This window comes from Methylovulum psychrotolerans, from assembly GCF_002923755.1.
Classification (GTDB): Bacteria; Pseudomonadota; Gammaproteobacteria; order Methylococcales; family Methylomonadaceae; genus Methylovulum; species Methylovulum psychrotolerans.
Genome location: NZ_PGFZ01000001.1, coordinates 136770 through 154455, shown reverse-complemented (window position 1 = coordinate 154455; position 17686 = coordinate 136770). Strand labels below are relative to the sequence as shown.

General features: G+C 53.4%; 13 protein-coding genes and 1 pseudogene. 9 read left to right on the top strand and 5 right to left on the bottom strand.

Annotated elements, in window-relative coordinates:
- The first annotated feature begins 171 nt into the window (after positions 1-171).
- Complete coding sequence (locus tag AADEFJLK_RS00715) at positions 172-1575, top strand: S1 family peptidase (RefSeq protein WP_170064995.1); 1404 nt, start codon at positions 172-174, stop codon at positions 1573-1575.
- 293 nt (positions 1576-1868) lie between these two features.
- Here the strand turns inward: AADEFJLK_RS00715 and AADEFJLK_RS00710 are convergent, their stop codons facing one another.
- Entirely contained in the window at positions 1869-3764 is a 1896-nt protein-coding gene (locus tag AADEFJLK_RS00710; protein ID WP_103973582.1) for a bifunctional metallophosphatase/5'-nucleotidase, read from the bottom strand.
- Positions 3765-4361: 597 nt separating this feature from the next.
- Between AADEFJLK_RS00710 and AADEFJLK_RS00705 the strand changes: the two genes are divergently transcribed.
- From AADEFJLK_RS00705 to AADEFJLK_RS26020, 3 genes and pseudogenes are all read left to right on the top strand, one after another.
- A complete protein-coding gene (locus AADEFJLK_RS00705; RefSeq protein ID WP_103972958.1) occupies positions 4362-5147 on the top strand; it encodes a restriction endonuclease in 786 nt (261 codons plus the stop codon).
- 293 nt (positions 5148-5440) lie between these two features.
- Complete coding sequence (locus tag AADEFJLK_RS00700) at positions 5441-8452, top strand: caspase family protein (protein WP_103972957.1); 3012 nt, start codon at positions 5441-5443, stop codon at positions 8450-8452.
- Positions 8453-8635: 183 nt separating this feature from the next.
- Positions 8636-8767: pseudogene (locus AADEFJLK_RS26020) on the top strand (UPF0175 family protein); the annotation flags it as partial.
- A gap of 133 nt (positions 8768-8900) precedes the next feature.
- Here AADEFJLK_RS26020 and AADEFJLK_RS00690 read toward each other — a convergent pair.
- The 4 genes from AADEFJLK_RS00690 to rpmB all read right to left on the bottom strand — a co-directional run bounded on the left by AADEFJLK_RS00690 (position 8901) and on the right by rpmB (position 12087).
- Positions 8901-9836, bottom strand: coding sequence for an alpha-E domain-containing protein (locus tag AADEFJLK_RS00690; protein WP_103972956.1), 936 nt, complete (start codon positions 9834-9836; stop codon positions 8901-8903).
- Positions 9836-11287 carry a circularly permuted type 2 ATP-grasp protein gene (locus tag AADEFJLK_RS00685; RefSeq protein ID WP_088620461.1) on the bottom strand — a complete coding sequence of 484 codons (1452 nt, stop codon included), beginning with the start codon at positions 11285-11287 and terminating at the stop codon, positions 9836-9838. Before AADEFJLK_RS00685 ends, AADEFJLK_RS00690 begins: the two co-directional genes overlap by 1 nt.
- Positions 11288-11683: 396 nt before the next feature.
- A complete protein-coding gene (gene rpmG / locus AADEFJLK_RS00675; protein ID WP_019866713.1) occupies positions 11684-11839 on the bottom strand; it encodes a 50S ribosomal protein L33 in 156 nt (51 codons plus the stop codon).
- An 11-nt stretch (positions 11840-11850) separates the two neighbouring features.
- Positions 11851-12087 carry a 50S ribosomal protein L28 gene (gene rpmB / locus AADEFJLK_RS00670; RefSeq protein WP_088620460.1) on the bottom strand — a complete coding sequence of 79 codons (237 nt, stop codon included), beginning with the start codon at positions 12085-12087 and terminating at the stop codon, positions 11851-11853.
- Positions 12088-12204: 117 nt separating this feature from the next.
- On the opposite strand from rpmB, the gene gshB reads away from it, so the two are divergent.
- From gshB to AADEFJLK_RS00645, 5 genes are all read left to right on the top strand, one after another.
- Positions 12205-13158: a glutathione synthase gene (gene gshB, locus AADEFJLK_RS00665; RefSeq protein WP_088620459.1), complete on the top strand. Its 954-nt coding sequence runs from the start codon at positions 12205-12207 to the stop codon at positions 13156-13158.
- Positions 13151-14029 carry an energy transducer TonB gene (locus AADEFJLK_RS00660; protein WP_103972954.1) on the top strand — a complete coding sequence of 293 codons (879 nt, stop codon included), beginning with the start codon at positions 13151-13153 and terminating at the stop codon, positions 14027-14029. Before gshB ends, AADEFJLK_RS00660 begins: the two co-directional genes overlap by 8 nt.
- A gap of 446 nt (positions 14030-14475) precedes the next feature.
- Positions 14476-15039, top strand: coding sequence for a YqgE/AlgH family protein (locus AADEFJLK_RS00655; RefSeq protein ID WP_088620457.1), 564 nt, complete (start codon positions 14476-14478; stop codon positions 15037-15039).
- Complete coding sequence (gene ruvX / locus AADEFJLK_RS00650) at positions 15032-15499, top strand: Holliday junction resolvase RuvX (protein ID WP_103972953.1); 468 nt, start codon at positions 15032-15034, stop codon at positions 15497-15499. The genes AADEFJLK_RS00655 and ruvX overlap by 8 nt, the downstream gene beginning before the upstream one ends.
- A 206-nt stretch (positions 15500-15705) precedes the next feature.
- Positions 15706-17058 carry a hypothetical protein gene (locus tag AADEFJLK_RS00645; protein ID WP_103972952.1) on the top strand — a complete coding sequence of 451 codons (1353 nt, stop codon included), beginning with the start codon at positions 15706-15708 and terminating at the stop codon, positions 17056-17058.
- Positions 17059-17686 lie beyond the last annotated feature (628 nt).

The following is a 17686-nucleotide window of genomic DNA, read 5'->3' as shown; positions in this document are numbered from 1 at the left end:
TGGCAGCCCAATTACTACGCGATTATACGCTTGCTATCCACACCCTAATCCGCCCCCCGCCCCGTTAAGCCTTGTCACATAACTGTCTAAAGGCAATGCCATAATGTTAAGGCTGATACGTCGGGCCTTAAACGCCCGCCGCCTTTAACCCCGATGATGGAATTCCCGCTAATGGCTTTTACCCTGAATAAACCCGCGCCCCGATACCTTGCCTTAGTGGCCGGCCTGCTGTTGGCCGCACCCGGCTTTGCCGACCCCAGCCCTGCCGAGGCGGTTATCCAAGACCTGGTCACCCGCGCCCAAGCCGCAATGGCTAGCGGCCACCCCCAACAGGCCGCCGAGCTTTATGATAAAGCCGCCGGGTTTGGCGAGTCGGCGGCCGCAGAAATCGGTATGGTGCGGGCGTATTTGCAAGCCGGGGAGTTTAGAAAAACCATCGCCTTCGCCAATCTGGTCGCCGCCGAACACCCCGATGTCAACGACACCGCCGCGTTGCTGGCCTATTTGGAAGACCGCGAAGGCCAAACTGTCCCGGCCTTGGCGAAAATCAACGCCGCGTTACAAAACCATCCGCATGATGCCGCGTTAATGGGGGCATATAGTGAAATCCTCATTGACCGGATGGCTATCCCGCAAGCACTAAAAGAACTGGATGCTTGGATCGCCAAAAACCCGCCGCACGGCGATATTTATCGGCTCCGCGCCCGTGCGGCTTTGGCGGCGGGCGATACCGAAGCCGTCGCGGTTTGGCGGCTCAAAGCCGCGCTGGCTTACGAGGCCAACGGCGAGCTTGACGCGGCCAAACCGTTGCGGGCGTGGTTAGCCCGCTTGCCCGGTGCGACACCGCCGGACACCGCCAGCCCAACGCCGCCAGCCGCCACTACCTCACGCTGGCCCGCACCTTATTTTGCCGCCTTGCCGCTGACCACCAACGCGGTAACATCCGGTAACGGCTTTGTCGTCGATCAAGGGCGGCGGGTCGTAACCAATGCCAGTTTAGTCGCCAATGGGGCTAAGGACATCTGGGTGCGCAATGGCTTGGGCGAAGTCCGCGCCGCCCAAGTTGAGAAAGTTTTGCCTGAGCAAGGCTTGGCCTTGCTGCGCTTACCCCAAGCTTACCCGAAAGTGTGGAGCCTGCCCGGCTTAATGCCCATGCCGAAGCAACTGAAATTTTGCTTTGTGTTCGGTTATCCGGTCACCGACGGTGTGGAGGCGGGCTACCCGCTGGTAGCCCCCAGTGTCGTGGTCAGGCCTGAGGTCGGTGTGGGCGGGTTGATGCAGATGAGCGGCTCACTAGGGGGGGCGGACAATAGCGGCAGCCCGGTGTTCGACCCGTCCGGCCAGTTAATCGGCATGACGCTAGGCCCGCACGAGCCACTCAAAGGCATCACCGACCGCGACAGCCTATTAGGCAAGGGTGCTTTTGCTGTCCGCGCCGAAGCCTTGCGGGCGTTAGTGCCGAAAACCGCACAAGCCCGCCCTAAGCGGGGCAAAGCCCACACGGTTAACCCGTCGGTTGAAGAGTTATACGAAAAATTGCAGCCCGCCGTGGTGCAGGTTGTGGTGGCTAACTGAGCGGCCAAAAAAAAGCCGCACCCGAAGGTGCGGCTTTCTTAAGGAACGTGCATGAAATAAAATCTGTTGATCAGGCGAAAGTACGGCAACCCCCTCTCTCCTGAGCGAAGCCGAAGGGCTCCCCTTGGCAGGGGGAGGGGCATTTTTCCCTTGATTTTCGCTTGTATAACAGGGATGTCATTTGCTCCCTCCCCTGCCAAGGGGAGGGCTGGGGTGGGGTTTAACACGCAGAGATGCAATGGAACGCCTACCTATTATGCACGCTCTTAAGGCATCCCTAACAAAAATAACGCTTAAGGCAGTTTAACGATACGCGGTGTGTGCAAACTGGCCGCGCTTGGATCATAAGCAGGGTTAGGGGCTTTAAACTGCGCCAAATAAGCCGCCGTCGTATCAATATCTTGCGCGCCGCCCAAACGGCTAGTGCCTAATTTGAATACCGCGAAAGCGTCGCCGCCTGTCGCCATAAAGCTGTTAACCGTTACCCGGTAAGTTTGGCTAGGGTTCAGTACCACACCCGCACTGACGATTTGGTCGACATTGCTGACCGTGCCGAAGCTGTCATACGTCGTCAGGCTCACGTCTTGGATTTTGCTACAGCTTGCGCCCGTCGCGCTCCAAGAAAATTTGAAGCCATTCGATGGCTGCAAAATCCGTTGTTGGATTTGGCCGTTGACACCGCTAGGCAGAACACAGTTGCTGCCTGGGAACTGCATTTCCAGCGCGTCTTTCAATTGCTGGGCAGTAACCGTCATAGTCACCATATTGTTGCCGAACGGCTGTACCGTAAAAGCATCGCCATACGTCAGGTTATAAGGGTAGACTGCCGGAATGGCTTTGTTGGCATAATCGGCACGCACACCGCCTGCATTAGTGAAAGCGATGACTGCACCGCCAAATTTAACAGGCGATGTTGCCGCCAACATACTGTCAGCGATCAAATTTCCGGCCGGTTTTTCACCTGTACCGCCATTGGCGGTATCACTGTTCAACACAGGCGCGGCGATAGTGGCCACGACTTGGTTGGCAATCGGTGAGATGTTAGTCGCGTAAGCATCGACAACACTTTTGATAGTCGCATTGGGGGTAATGGCAACATTGCTGCGGTCAACTACCGTGTTGCTGAACGACGCGCCGATCACATCACGGCTTTTGGTATCGACCGTCAAATCAATCGCCGTCAGCACCCGGCCATAGTTTCCGCCTTGGGTAACAGGAATGCTACGGCCTACGCTGTTCGGCAATTGGCAAGTGTAACCGGTATGGGTATGGCCAGAGACGACCAAATCGACCGCGTCATCCAAACCTTTGACAATACTGCGCAAAGGTTCCAAAGCGGTGGCATCTGCCGTACCGTTAGAAGCCAACGAACAATCGTTGATGTAGTTAGGGCCGGTTGAACCTTGGAAACCGCCTTGGTGGATCAAGACGACAATACTTTCCACACCTTTGGCGCGTAATTCAGGAATCAGCGCGTTAACGGTTTGTATTTCGTCTTTAAAGGTCAGGCCAGCCACACCTGTCGGGGTGACAATGCTCGGCGTGTCTTTCAAGGTCATACCGATAAAGGCCACTTTCACTTTGCCCGTCAGTTTGTTTAATGGCGCGTCAAACGATTTAATGCCATAAGCCGGGAACAAGGTTTTTCCTGAAGGCCGGGTAACGTTGGCGGACAAATATTTAAATTTAGCGCCTTCAAACGGATAGGCGACCGGCACAGGAGTAGCTGTTGACGTAGCACCCAAACAAGTGTCCACACCCACTACGCCCTTAGGATAACAGCCGCCATGTTGTTTGCGCAGGACTTCCGTTTGGCCATAATCAAACTCATGGTTGCCCACGGCATTAAATTCCAAACCCAACAGGTTCATGGTTTCAATGGCCGGTTCGTCATGGAAAGCGCCGGAAATCAGCGGGCTGGCACCCGTCAAATCGCCTGCCGAAACCACGATGTTATTAGGATAACCGATTTTCAAAGACTCGACATATCCCGCCAAATAGTCAACCCCGCCGGACGGTTTGGAAATTAACGCCGTACCCGACCCGCCCGGCTGAATGCTGAAGTTACCCGGCGATTGCAAGTTACCGTGAAAATCGTTAAAAGCGATAATCCGCACCGTGGTAGACGTAGCGGCAAACGCGCCAGTAGAGGCGGCGGCTAACGCACAACCCAAGACTAATTTTTTCATTTTAAACAACATCGATAAACCCCTTTGATAGTAGATGGATTAACCTGATACTAGGCTTCACGTTATACTGCGCACCCCCAGCCAGACTAAAAACATTGAAAAATATAGGGGCAAACCCTGTCGTCATGATTTTTCAATCGCTTGGCGGTTAACGTTTTAGCCCTGCTCAAGGTAGCAGCTAGCCTAGTGTACCCAAGCAAAATGACAGTATTACGAAAGCGCCAGTTAATGGGGATGATCTATCGGCGTTACCATCCGGCGTAAGGCGGGCAATGGGGTGGGCGGGGCTTGCCATACTTTCGCCCCGACAACAGCTTTTATTTCATGCACGTTCCTAACGCGGTTGTCATCAAAGATCAATTAGCGTGGCTATCGCCGCCCAATTTGGCGCTTAAATCGATAAGCTACGCTTAAAAAATCACCAACCCAGCACATAATCCGACGGCTTTTCATAGCCGTCATCCTATCCCCCGCGCTTGCTTTAAAACCTTTATAATAGGGGTTTAACCCGTATTCACCACAGACGACCCGACATTGCTCACGCCGTTTTTTTGTGGGCTTATCGCCATTCCCATTACCCTAACAAACATCACTATCATGTGGAGCCTAATCATTACTTGTTTCGTTGTTATCGCCGTCATAGACGTATTGGTGAAAGGGGTTAAAAAAGCCGCTAAACCGACGCGGCGCAACACGGCAAAGCGCAAAGCAAGGCCGCAACGGACAGCCACCGCCAAATCTAGTGACCATCAGGCGTTAAAAAAAGCCTTTACGCCTAACGCCCACACTAACGCCCCAGCACCCACCCCACACCGCAAAGAGGTGGCCATCCACTGGACAACAACCTTTTTACGCGCCTTAGAATGGAAGCGTTACGAAGAAATTTGCATGGAATACCTGAGAATCAAAAACTGCATGGCGGAAGTCACCTGCATAGGCGCAGACGGCGGCATTGATATACGCATCAAAAACCCAGAAGGCAAGGTGTTTGCGGTGGCGCAGTGCAAAGCTTGGAGCAGACCCATCGGGGTCAACCTGATCCGCGAGCTCTACGGGGTAATGGCGGCCGAGAAAGTCAAACACGGGATTTTTCTGACCACCTCCGAATACACCTCAGCCGCGCTGGCCTTTGCCAAAGGCAAAAACCTGCTGTTAATCGACAGCGACGAACTCATCGCCCTAATCAATGGCTTAGACGACACCAACAAAAAACGCCTTGGCGACATCGCCACCCAAGGCGATTACACCACCCCGACGTGCGTAAGATGCGATACCAAAATGGTCAGGCGCACCGCTAAAACCGGCAAAAATGCCGGCAATGAATTTTGGGGCTGCGTCAACTACCCCAAGTGCCGAATGATAATGAACATCAAACGGGAATAAGCTTGGCTTTTTGAAGGTGTTACACATCGGGGGGGATAAGTAACCGCCCATTAATCAGTTAAGCTTTTTATCCCTGCCGCCCTCTGAGCGAACGCTCCCTAAGCGCAGCCGAAAGGCCGTTCCCTGAGCGTAGCCGAAGGGAATGCCAAGATTACCCGCTAGCCCATGCCGCCACCTATTAAGGGCCACTATAGCCCCTTGCCACCACAGGTGTTTTATGATAAAAACCCCAAGTATTACCCCGCCCCACCGTCACGCGGGCTTGCCAACTTCCTAACCACCCGGTGCCCGCCATGTCCGCCGCACACCTCCGCCTTGCCTTATCGGTTTTGTTTTATTTATTGCTCTTCACTAGCTTAAGTAACCCAACCACCGCCAGCCCCTCCCGCCCAATTGCCGACACCCCCTTCTTACGCCTAGAAACTGGGATGCACACCGCACCTATTAGCCGAATCGCCATAGATGCCCAAGAGCGTTATTTGGTCACCGCTTCCTATGATAAAACCGCACGGGTGTGGGATTTGCACAGCGGGGCTTTGTTACAAATCCTACGCCCACCCATAGGCGAAGGCGATGAAGGCAAGTTATACGCGGCGGCGATGTCGCCGGACGGAACGGAGGTGGCGGTCGGCGGTTTTACCGGGCGTGCTGATTCTCCTGAACACATTTATTTATTTGACCGTGCCAGTGGCCGCTTACAACGGCATATTGCCGCATTACCTAGTCGCGTTAACCATCTTGCCTATTCCCCTGACGGCAAGTTTTTGGCGGCGGGCTTAAAAGGCTCAAACGGCATCCGCGTTTATGACACGACCAATTTACAGGAAGTCGCCGCCGATAAGGCCTATAGCGATGACAGTTATTGGCTGGACTTTGACCACCAAGGCCGCTTGGTTAGCAGCAGCGATGATGGCTTTGTCCGGCTGTATAGCCCGCAGTTCCAATTACTGCATAAGCAAAAATTAACCGATGGCAAAGAGCCGTTTGCGGCGCGCTTCTCGCCCGACGGCCACCAGATTGCTGTAGGCTTTGCCGATAGCACCAAGGTGAACGTACTGTCCGCCGACGATCTGCATCTGGCCTACGCACCCGACACCCAAGGCGTGGATAATGATGATTTAAGTAAAGTCGCTTGGTCAACGGACGGACAAACCTTGTATGCGGGCGGACGCTATGATGATGGCTCTGGCATAAGCCCTTTGCTCAGTTGGCCGCAAGCCGGACACGGGGCGGCTCAGCGCGTGGCCTTAACCAACAGTACGGTGATGGACTTTTTACCCTTGCGTGACCGGAGCTTAGTGTATGGCACAGCCGACCCGACTTGGGGGCTATTAGACGGCAACCACAAGCTACTGGAAAAAACCGCCCTGATTACCGATTACCGGAGCGCTGACCCAATAAATAGCTTGCACTTAAACCCCACCGCTTCGGTGCTACGCTTTACGGCCAACGGCATCCCGCGCCTCTTCGATATCAATCAGCAAGCGTACCGTCCCAAAAATGGCACGGATAGCTTATTTGCCACCAAAACCACTACTTCAGCTTATCGCATCACCAACTGGGAAGACTACTTAACGCCACTGTTTAACCGCCAGCCGATTGAATTAAAACCCAACGAAATATCCCGCAGCCTCGCCATCAGTGCCGATGACGGACATTTTTTATTAGGCACAGACTGGCGGTTACGCTATTTTGACCAACAAGGCCGCCCGCAATGGCAGGCAGCCACACCCGAAGTAGCCTGGGCGGTCAACCTCAGCCCTGACGGCCGCTTCGCCGTCGCAGCCTTTGGCGACGGCACAATACGCTGGTTCAGTACCCAAGACGGCACAGAACAACTGGCCTTTTTCCCCCACGCCGACGGCCAGCGCTGGGTGTTATGGACACCCGAAGGCTTTTACGCCGCCAGCCCAGGCGCCGAGGAACTGGTCGGCTACCACCTGAACCAAGGCGACGATAAGGAAGGCCTCTTCATCCGCGCCCAACAACTGGGCAAACGCTTTTACCGCCCCGATTTAATCAGCCAACGCCTCAACGGCAACGAACAAGCCATCCAAACCGCCTTACGCGAGATCGGCGACATCCGCCAGGTCCTCGCCCAAGGCTTGCCACCGCAACTGACTTTACTGTCCGCTGCCGACAGCCACCAAACCAGCCCCGACTACACAGTAGAATTCCAAATCACCGACCAAGGCGGCGGTATCGGCAACATTATCTACAAAATCAACGGCGCGGTGCAAGAGGGCCATCCGGTCGGCAGTGCCGGACAAACCGCCTTAAAACGCCAATTCACCTTAGCCAGCGGCGTTAACCGCGTCGAAATCATCGCCTACGATGCCGCCAACAAAGTCGCTTCCAGCACCCTCAGCACCGCCGTGCAAATCGACCAGCCGCAACTGCCCGTGACCTTACACGTCTTGGCTTTAGGCATCAGCGACTACCGCGACCGCGCCTTAAAACTGACTTATGCGGATAAAGACGCGCAAGCGATAACCGCCGCCTTGCAACAGCATGGCCAAGGTGCATTCGACAAACTCAACATCCTGCCGCCCTTACTAAACCGCGACGCGACCCTCGCCAACCTGCAAGCCGCGTTTAAAACCCTAGCCGCCAGCGTCCAGCCGCAAGACGTGTTCATCCTCTATCTGGCTGGCCACGGCCAAGCCGTAGACGGCAATTATCACTTTGCCCCCTGGGAAACCGTCATCACCAACGCCGACTCCCTGCGCACAGGCAGCCTGGACGAACAAGGCTTGCGCGACCTCTTGGCACAAATTGCCGCCACCAAAACCCTGGTGCTGTTAGACACCTATAGCGCCAGTCCTTCGACCCTACAAGGCATCGGGCAAAAAACCGCCATCAGCCGCTTAATGCGGGCGACCGGACGCGCGGTGTTAGCGCTAACTGCCGACGATAAAATGGCCTTAGAAGGTTACGGCCAGCACGGGGTATTCACTTACGCGCTCTTAGAAGGCTTAAAAAACGCCGACCATAACGCCGACGCGCAAATCGACATTGGCGAGCTAGCTGGCTATATCGAAGCCAAAGTGCCGGAGATCACCTTAAAACAATGGGGGTATGAACAATTTCCGATGCAGGATTTACAAGGCCTGTCTTTTATTATCGGCAACAACACCCCGACCGCCCTACCCAGCCCATTACCGGCACCTCAGCCAGACTTCTGGCCCCACCTAACGCCCCTCGCAAAACTCGCCGTTATCGCCAGCTTTATCGCCCTCTTAGTGGTGATAGGCCGGATACGCCATAAACAGCCCGCCAAATCCCCGATCAAACCGCCGCTGTAATCGATTCCGGTAATGCAATAAGCGCGTATTGCATTAACGGATAGGCCACATCGGGAGGAGTGCAATGGTCTTTAGCCATGGCACTCCACGAACCATGACCCTAGATTACCCACATTAATTATTAATGGGCATCCATTTGAACGCGGAAGATTATGAAAAATCATCTGAAAAAAACAAGCCGCTATCCGCTTGTTTAAAGAAGGCAAGCTGTCATCTGGTGCTACCGCCAAATGGTTGGGCATCAGCCGGGTGGCGTTTTTACGGATGGCTTTTGAGGCGGGAGCTATTTTGTTGGTGGGCAGCAGGGAGGATTTACGGCAGGAAATAATACAGACAAACGCCAAAAGCTACGGGTTTCGGAGCGCGGGCATCTTGCCCGCGCTCCAAAGAGGAAACCTTGCCAGCACAGAGCCGCCCTCACCCGTAAAAGCAACCCAAGGCCTTAGCCCTAATCCTCCATCCGGGCAAACCAATTATCGGCAATATTGCCATGCAGCCCACCGAGCTTATTCTGCAAATCATCCAAAATGGCGCGCAGTTGCAGTTGCGTGGCTTCACGGGTATCTATCGCTTGGACATAGTTTTCCATCTCGACGACCCGTTGGGGCAGCGCGTCGCTGTTGGGCAGTTGGGCGATGCTTTCGGAGATTTCCACCAGACAGCGGGCGACCGAGCGCGGCAGGTTTTTGTCCAGCAGCAGATAGTTGAGCACATCATCGCCTTTAACACGGCTACGGACGTGCTGGCGGTACATTAACAGGGCATTGAGGGCGGTCAGGATGTTCATCCATAAAATCGTCTCATACTGGCGCAATTCGTCGCTGCGCGAGTCGGCCAACAACAGCGAGGCCAAATCTAAGATACGGCTGGTCATGTCGGCGCGCTCTAGGTTTCTGCCTAAGCGGATAAAGCGGTAAGGGTGGTTGTGGCTCATATAGCCGGACAACAGGCCGCTAAAACGTTGGCAACCCTCAATGATCTTCTTTAAAAACAACACCCGGCTGCGGCGGTTGGCGACAATCTCCAATTCGCTTTTGCTGCACAGATACATTTCGTTGACCTGCTCCCACGCCTCATCCGGCAACAGCTCGCGGGTAGTGCGGATATTCTCCCGCGCCGCACTCAGGGAAGCAAACAACGAACTGGAATAACTGTCATCGGCGAGCATAAAACGGATCACATTACGCTCGTTGGCGGATTTGTATTTCTCGTAAAACTCCTTTTCCGAGCCGTTGATGCGCAACAGTTGCTGCCAACCCATTTCCACCCCTTTGGGCAAATCCATGAGCAGGTTCATATATACACTGACCAATTTGGCGGTGTTTTCGGTGCGCTCCATGTAACGCGCCAGCCAATACAGGCGTTCTGCTGAACGAGATAACATTAGTTGCCCTCCATATTGATGATCCAAGTGTCTTTACTGCCGCCGCCTTGCGAGGAGTTGACCACTAACGAGCCTTTGCGCAAGGCGACGCGGGTCAGGCCGCCCGCCGTGACAAAGGTGTTTTCGCCTTGCAGGATAAATGGGCGCAAATCGATATGGCGCGGCTCCAACTTGCCTTTACATAAAGTCGGCGCAGTGGAGATCGCCAAGGTTGGCTGGCCGATATAATTGCGCGGGTCGGCTTGGATAACCTTGCGGAAGGCCTCAACTTCTTTGGCGGTAGAATGGGGGCCGACCAACATGCCGTAGCCGCCGGATTCGTTGGCGGGTTTTACCACCAGTTCGGCCAGATGATCCATAACATAATCGTAATGTTCTTTATTGCTGCACAAATAAGTCGGCACGTTCGGCAAGATCGGCTCTTCGTTCAAATAGTAACGGATCATTTCCGGCACATAAGCATAAACGACCTTATCGTCGGCGACCCCTGCCCCAGGGGCGTTGGCCAAGGCGACATTACCCGCTTGCCATGCCCGCATCAGCCCAGGCACACCTAAAGTAGAATCTTTGCGGAACACTTCGGGGTCAAGGAAATCGTCGTCAATGCGCCGATAAATCACATCGACCTTTTCCAGCCCCTCAATGGTGCGCATATAAACGCAATTGTCGTCTTTTACCACCAAATCGTTGCCTTCGACCAATTGCGCACCCATTTGTTGCGCCAGATAAGCATGTTCAAAATAGGCGGAGTTATAAATGCCCGGAGTCAGCACGACAATCAGCGGCTTGTCGGTGTCGGCGAAGGCTATCGAAGCCAGCATGTCTTGCAGTTGTGTGGGGTAATCGTCTATCGGGAGAATATCAATGCCTTGCAGCAGTTCGGGGAAGACCCGCTTGGTGATGACGCGGTTTTCCAGCATGTACGACACGCCTGACGGCACCCGCAGGTTGTCTTCCAAAACGTACATGATGCCGTCTTTATTACGCACCAAGTCAGTGCCGCAGATATTCGCCCAAACATTATGGCGCGGCTTCATGCCGACGCATTCTTTACGGAAGTTTTTCGAACTGTTGATGGTTTCGCTAGGGATTTTGCCGTCTTTGATGAACTGTTGCTCACCATAAACATCGCTGATAAAACAGTTAAGGGCGGTCAGACGTTGCTTAAGGCCCTGTTCAATAACCCGCCATTCCCTGGCATCCATAATGCGCGGGATGATGTCAAAAGGCCAAGCCCGGTCAATATTACCTTCGTCGCTATAGACCGTAAACGTAATGCCCATTTCCATAATCGCCAGTTCCGCCGCGATCTTGCGCTTATCTATATCGGTTTTTTTCAGCGAGTTTAGATATTGGCATAAGCTGTGGCTAACCGGACGCGGCTGGAATTCGGAATACATGAGTTCGTCGTAAGCGTTCTCGGTGGTGTAGTTTTCCCAGATCGATTTCATAGCTTTTTAATAGTTATTAATTTTTACATTAAACGAAGCATGAAGTATGCCACCCTTTTTGGGCTATCTCCGTATCGGCCGCAAAACCAGCGCGGCCTTAGCAAAATAGTACCGCCAATGACTCAGTTATATCCAGTAAAAATAACACGGGTCGGCACAATGCCCACAGAAACGGACAAAGCGGTTAACGCAGGGGCGCATTTTTACCGACAGCAGGAAGACCTATAATGCACCAATTTAGTTCAAACACCAGCGGACGACCTAAAACAATGCAAGATGCCCTAGGCATTGTGGGGCAAGCCCAAAGGCGGGGGGAGGAAAAGGGGTGGGTACGCCACCTGACTAACCACATCGGGACTGTGGTTAGCGCAAGCAACGGGCAAGCAACCAAAACGTTTATTTGATTTTGGCTTCTTTGTACATGACGTGTTTACGGACGACTGGATCAAATTTTTTGATCTCCATCTTTTCGGGCATGGTCTTTTTATTTTTAGTGGTGGTATAAAAATGGCCGGTGCCTTCGGTAGAAATTAATTTAATTTTATCGCGCATGGTTTATCCTCTTAAGCGTTGATGCCGTTTTTACGCAAATCCGCCAATACAGCGTCAATGCCTTTTTTGTCGATGATACGCATACCTTTAGCGGAGACGCGCAGGCGCACCCAACGGTTTTCGGTTTCTACCCAAAATCTGTGGTGATGCAGATTTGGCAGAAAACGTCTTTTGGTTTTGTTGTTGGCGTGTGATACGTTATTGCCGACCATCGGCTTTTTTCCTGTAACTTGGCATATTCTGGTCATAGTTTACCTCTAGGTGTGCCTTAATGCTAAATAGCCGAGCTTTATACCAAAATTTCTTTGCAAGGTAAACTGCAATCTATAAAATAAGCGCCATCCGCGCTCACTAAGGAACCGCCCATGGCTATAAAACTGGGTATGGTGATGGATTCCATCAGCCATATCAACATCAAAAAAGACACCAGTTTCGCACTGCTGCTGGAAGCCCAAGCGCGGGGCTGGGAACTGCATTACATGGAACTGAACGACCTGTACCTGCGCAACGGCAGGCCTTACGCCAGAACCCGCACGCTCAGCGTCCAACGCGACCCTAAGCAATGGTACGGCTTTAGCCAAGAGCAGGACATCCCGCTGGAGACGCTGGACACCATCCTGATGCGCAAAGATCCGCCCTTCGACCAAGAGTACATTTACGCGACCTACCTGCTGGAACGCGCCGAAGATTTGGGCGTTTATGTGGTCAACAAACCGCAGTCCTTGCGCGATGCCAACGAGAAATTATACACCGCCTGGTTTGCCCATTGCTGCGCCGACACCTTAGTGACCCGCGAACCGGACAGAATCCGTGCCTTTTTGCACGAACACGGCGATATTATCCTCAAACCCTTGGACGGCATGGGCGGCGCGTCGATATTCCATCTGCGTGAGAACGACCCTAATTTCAGCGTCATTACCGAAATTATGACACAATACCGCCGTTGCTATGTCATGGCGCAAAAATACTTGCCCGCCATTAAAGACGGCGACAAACGTATCTTAATGGTCAACGGCGAGCCTGTGCCGTACTGCCTGGCACGTATCCCGGCACAAGGCGAAACCCGTGGCAACCTCGCCGCAGGCGGCCACGGCGAAGGCCGGCCTTTAAGCGAACAAGATTTATGGATCGCCCGGCAAGTAGGACCGACTTTACGCGAAAAAGGCCTGATTTTTGTCGGTCTGGATGTGATCGGCGACTGCCTGACCGAAATTAATGTCACCAGCCCGACCTGCGTACAGGAACTTGACCGCCAATTTAACCTCAATATTGCCGGATTGCTGATGGACCACATTGCCGCGACTTTGCAACATGGCTAAAAAATCGGCCGATTTTAAGCCCGTATCGGTCATGCCGCACAATGACTCGCTGCTGCTCGCCTTGTTTGTGGCGGCCATCCTGCATGTGCTGGTCATTTTGGGGGTCAATTTCACCGCCCCCACAACCGAAAAGTTTAACCGTGCCATCGACATCACTTTGGTCAACACACCCGCAAAAAAACCGCCCCCTGAGGCGAAATTTTTGGCGCCGGACAACCAGGTCGGCGCGGGGGAAACCGTGCAACGGGCGGCGCCGCCGCAACAGCATTTGCCCAGCGAAGGCGAAAGCGAGAAAAAGATTATAAAAAAAGCCGCCGTGGTGGAAAATAAGCCTAAGGCGGTAGAAAAAGTGCTGGTGCAACCGAAAGCCGCGCAAAAAGTCACCACCCAAACCAAGGCCGATGAGGGCGACAACGACACGCCCAGCCCGCGTCTGGATATGGAGACCTTACGCAGCCAAATGGCGCAGCTCGGCACGGAAGTCCGCCTCAGCCAGCAAAGTTCGGACAACAACAAAACCAAGCGCGTCAGCCAAGTCAGCACCCATCAGTTTTTGGCGGCGCAATACCAAAAAGATTGGGAAAATAAAGTCGAGCGTATCGGCAATATGAATTACCCTGAAGTCGCCGCCCGCAAAAATTTTTCCGGGCGTTTGACCATGGATGTCGGGGTCAGGGCTGACGGCAGCATCCAAAGCATTGTCATCACCCGCTCGTCAGGGCATCCGTCTTTGGACGAAGCGGCGAAAAACATTGTCAAAATGAGCGCCCCGTTTGCCCCGTTCCCGACCGAGCTGCTCAAGGAAGCGAACGTGCTGGTGATTACCCGCGTCTGGCAGTTCTCCGACCAATCGGGGCTGAGTGCGCATTAGGGCGGGTCGGAGAACGGGCTTTTAAGAAGATGCCTATCTTTTAACATTCGTGAATTCAACCCCACCCCAGCCCTCCCCTTGGCAGGGGAGGAGGCAAATGGCTTCCCCGTCATACAGGCGAAAATCAGGGGGAAAATGCCCCTCCCCCTGACAAGGGGGCGCTCAGGAGGGAGGGGGTTTAACACGCAGAGATGCAATGGAACGCCTCCTTATATTTTATGCACGTTCCTTAGGGCTATTAAACACTTGTTATCGATAGCCCCGAACCCCATATAGAAGCCAAAAACCAAAGAAAGTTACCGCAAGCCCAGCCCGACCGGACTTGCCATGAAGCGATTAGCCTTGTACTTAAGGCACTTCTGCCCCGCAGGACTGCCGATTTCCAGGGGTGCCTAGGGTAATGCCCCAAGCCGCCTATACCGCCCACCATTGCCGATTTTAAGCGTATGAACGAACCTACTTACCTCAATAACCAATTCATCATCGCCATGCCCGGCTTGGCGGACCCGATTTTTTTCCACACCGTCACCTTCCTGTGCCAACACAACAAAGACGGTGCCCTAGGTATCGTCATCAACCGTTGCACCGACATGAAACTGGGCGACATCTTCAAACAGATGAACATCCCCTTCACCTCGCTGGTGGCGGCCGAATCCCCGGTGTTTGCCGGCGGCCCCGTGCAGCAGGAGCGCGGCTTCGTCCTGCACACGGCGGGCGGCGACTGGCACGCCAGCCTGCCCATCTCCGACGACATCGCCCTGACCACCTCCCGCGATGTGTTGGAGGCGATTGCCGTCGGCAAAGGCCCCGAACACTACCTGGTCGCCTTAGGCTATGCGGGCTGGGGCGAAGGCCAACTGGAAAAAGAAATGGTCGCCAACGCCTGGCTGAACACGCCTTACGGCCAGCAAGTGCTGTTCGACACCCCCATCGACCTGCGCTGGAGCGCGGCGGCCGGGCAAATCGGCATCGACATCAACAAACTGACGACAATGGCAGGCCATGGCTAACCGTGACCCCCTCGCCGCCAACATCAGTAACGACACCTACCTGGGCTTTGATTTCGGCAACAAGAAAATCGGCACGGCGGTCGGGCAAGTCACCACGCGCAGTGCCAGCTCGCTACAGACCTTGCGCTCGCCCAACGAAACCCCCGACTGGCAAGCCATCGGCAAGCTGATTGCCGAATGGCAACCGGCCGGGCTGGTGGTCGGTATCTCCCGCAAAGCCGACGGCACCGACAACCCCATCACGCCGCGCATGTTAAAATTCTGCCGCCAACTGCAAGGCCGCTTCAACCTGCCCGTCTACCAACAAGACGAAGCCCTGTCCACCTACGAAGCCAAACAGCTATTGTTCGACGAAGTCAACGTCAACGCCACCAAACTCTGGGCCGTACAAGACCAACTCGCCGCGCAATTGATTTTGCAGAGTTGGTTGAATGATTTTAAAAACACCGGGATAGATTAAACGTAGGCCGGATTTGCCTAACTTAAGGCCGTGATTTCTCACAACACACTATGGGCCTTTAGGTTTTGCCGTCAGTTTCCCCGCTAAACGCCTCGCCTTCTTAGCACACCATGAGGTAGTTTTGGCAAACAGCCTTAACTACTTGCGATTTTTTTTGATCCATGGCATCTTAAACGGATTCCCATTGGCTTGAACAAAAATCCCAGATGAACAGCCTAGCGAAAAATGCCCTATTACTGACCATCGTTACGCTAAGTTTTACCTATCAAAGCCATGCGAAAAAAACCAGCTTGGAGCAGCGCTTGTTAAGCGTCGTGGGCAAAAACGCCGTGCGCTGCGGGGTGTTTCACTTTAACGACAGGAAATCTGGATACTTGAGCGGTGCGGTAGCGGCCAAAGCCATCCGGTGTATGACTATTGCCTACCAACATAGCCAAGGGTTTTATCTGTCTGATGAAGGGTCGGGTATCGATTCTTATGTGGCGAGAGGCATCTTAGGCACACCTAACCGCAGCGGCATTTATCGCTTTGATTACGACAGCTCGCCCAGTGGCGGCGGATTTTCTGGGCATGATGCGTTTGGCATGGCATCCTGCCATAAAAACGCTGTCCCCGGCAAAATTGATCCTGAAGCGGATTGCGGAATAACGTTAAAAGCCCCGCCGCCTGAGCCTGTCAAAATTAAAATCAAAAGCAAACCAACCCGATGTGAATTTACTCAGCTTAAGCTGCCTGATGATTTTGCTGTGTTGGCCGTATCTGGCGGACGCTCTCACGAAACAGGTTTTCAAATTGACCAAAGCGGCTATCAAGCGTTACAAATTGAAGTTTTGGCCAACCGACCCGACAAGCCCTTAGTCTTAATCTTAGGACAGTACGAACCGACCATTTGGAACATCCATTGGACGCAAGGGACGCATATCATTGCCGTAGTTGCAGGCGGTCTTCATCGGCAAGCCGTGGCCGGATTGCCGCGCGGTATCCCGATGCTTAATTCGACAATAGAAAACGAGGGCGGGTGTAAAGACTTCAACTTATGGGAGCCAGAAGCCTTTAACCCCTTATCCCGCCGTTTGTTTGGCCGTCCTGTAGAAAAAGTGTATCTTGCCGAAAATGGCAACGTCTTGGTAGGCGGGCCCTTATCACCGGATATAAAAGTATTATCCTCATCGGCCACTCCGCCGAAATCTTTTTTCGATAAGAATGCCCCTCTTGCAGGGGAGGCAGGTTTGGAGGATGGCATCAAAAAAGGCCTGCTCAGAAAAGCGACTGAAGAAGATGCCAGGGCTTGGTTTGCGCAAGTCGCTGAGCGTGCACCCAGCGATGTACCGCCGATTGCAGGCCAAGAGACTACACCAAAAGTCCCTGGCATCTATGAAGGCACTTATGTGGTCTTGAAGCCGTTTGTTTTTCCTGCCGCTTTATTCGGGGGGCATTCGGCAACTTTTTTTATACCCCGTGGTGTCCCAATGCCCAACGGCGACCCCGGCCACTCGACAATCTATGATTTTAATACCTTCGCTGCGAGACAGGAGTCGAGTAGTCCCCAGAAGCGATAGTGCCTGAGTTTTCACGAAGCGAAGCGGAAGTGAAAATGCAGGCTATACGAAATCGCGTCGAGTCATTGGAGAGCATGTGAGCCACCCCTTGTTGGGTGGCGAGCGAGTGACCAGGACGGCTGGGGCAGCCGAAGGCATAAGCGGTCGCGTGATTTTTGCTGATTGACCGGCAAGGATGCCGAAGCAATCTTTCGCAAAAATAGCGACTCCCCTTAAAGTGCGTTGGTGTGTTGTGCGATAGGCCTTAGAAGCATAACCTCCCGCTAAGGGTGTTAGGGTCTATAAAACTCGATCATCCAGTTTTTAATATTCGGATAAATAGCTCAGCTACCGGATATTGAAAAGTTTAACAAATTAATTTAAAACAACAAGTTGCAATGGAATCCGTCCCCCTCCCCTGATGGGGAGGGATGGGGTGGGGAGAATCTAAATAAGGCTTTTTTCATTAATCAGACAGAAAGCAGTCTGATTAAAATCTCTAAGCCATAAGTATAAGCCATTGATTTTATTCTCCCCACCCCAACCCTCCCCATCAGGGGAGGGAGCAGTCTTACCCTATACATTTGTGTTTTTAACAAATTCCCTACCCTATTCAGGGCGGGTTTTATGAAAAACTTGATGATCGAGT